At 48.3% G+C, this 516-nt stretch carries 2 tRNA genes and 1 rRNA gene; all 3 read left to right on the forward strand.

What is annotated here, in order from left to right:
- Positions 1-73, forward strand: a 16S ribosomal RNA gene (locus CAF77_RS28710); the annotation flags it as partial.
- Between the two features lie 81 nt (positions 74-154).
- Positions 155-231: transfer RNA gene (locus CAF77_RS28715), tRNA-Ile, on the forward strand.
- Positions 232-261: 30 nt separating this feature from the next.
- Positions 262-337 (forward strand) — tRNA-Ala (locus CAF77_RS28720).
- Positions 338-516 lie beyond the last annotated feature (179 nt).

The following is a 516-nucleotide window of genomic DNA, read 5'->3' on the forward strand; positions in this document are numbered from 1 at the left end:
GGTGTGATTCATGACTGGGGTGAAGTCGTAACAAGGTAGCCGTAGGGGAACCTGCGGCTGGATCACCTCCTTAATCGACGACATCAGCTGCTCCATAAGTTCCCACACGAATTGCTTGATTCATTGAAGAAGACGAAAGAAGCAGCCCGAAATTGGGTCTGTAGCTCAGTTGGTTAGAGCGCACCCCTGATAAGGGTGAGGTCGGCAGTTCGAATCTGCCCAGACCCACCAATTTTGTGTGGGAAACGCCTGTAGAAATACGGGGCCATAGCTCAGCTGGGAGAGCGCCTGCCTTGCACGCAGGAGGTCAGCGGTTCGATCCCGCTTGGCTCCACCACTACTGCTTCTGAAGTAAAAGCTTAGAAATGAGCATTCCATCGTTGATGGTGAATGTTGATTTCTAGTCTTTTGACTGGTTCGTTCTTTAAAAATTTGGGTATGTGATAGAAAGATAGACTGAACGTTACTTTCACTGGTAACGGATCAGGCTAAGGTAAAATTTGTGAGTTCTCTTAG

The organism is Pseudomonas sp. R15(2017) (assembly GCF_002112685.1).
Taxonomy (GTDB): Bacteria; Pseudomonadota; Gammaproteobacteria; order Pseudomonadales; family Pseudomonadaceae; genus Aquipseudomonas; species Aquipseudomonas glycinae.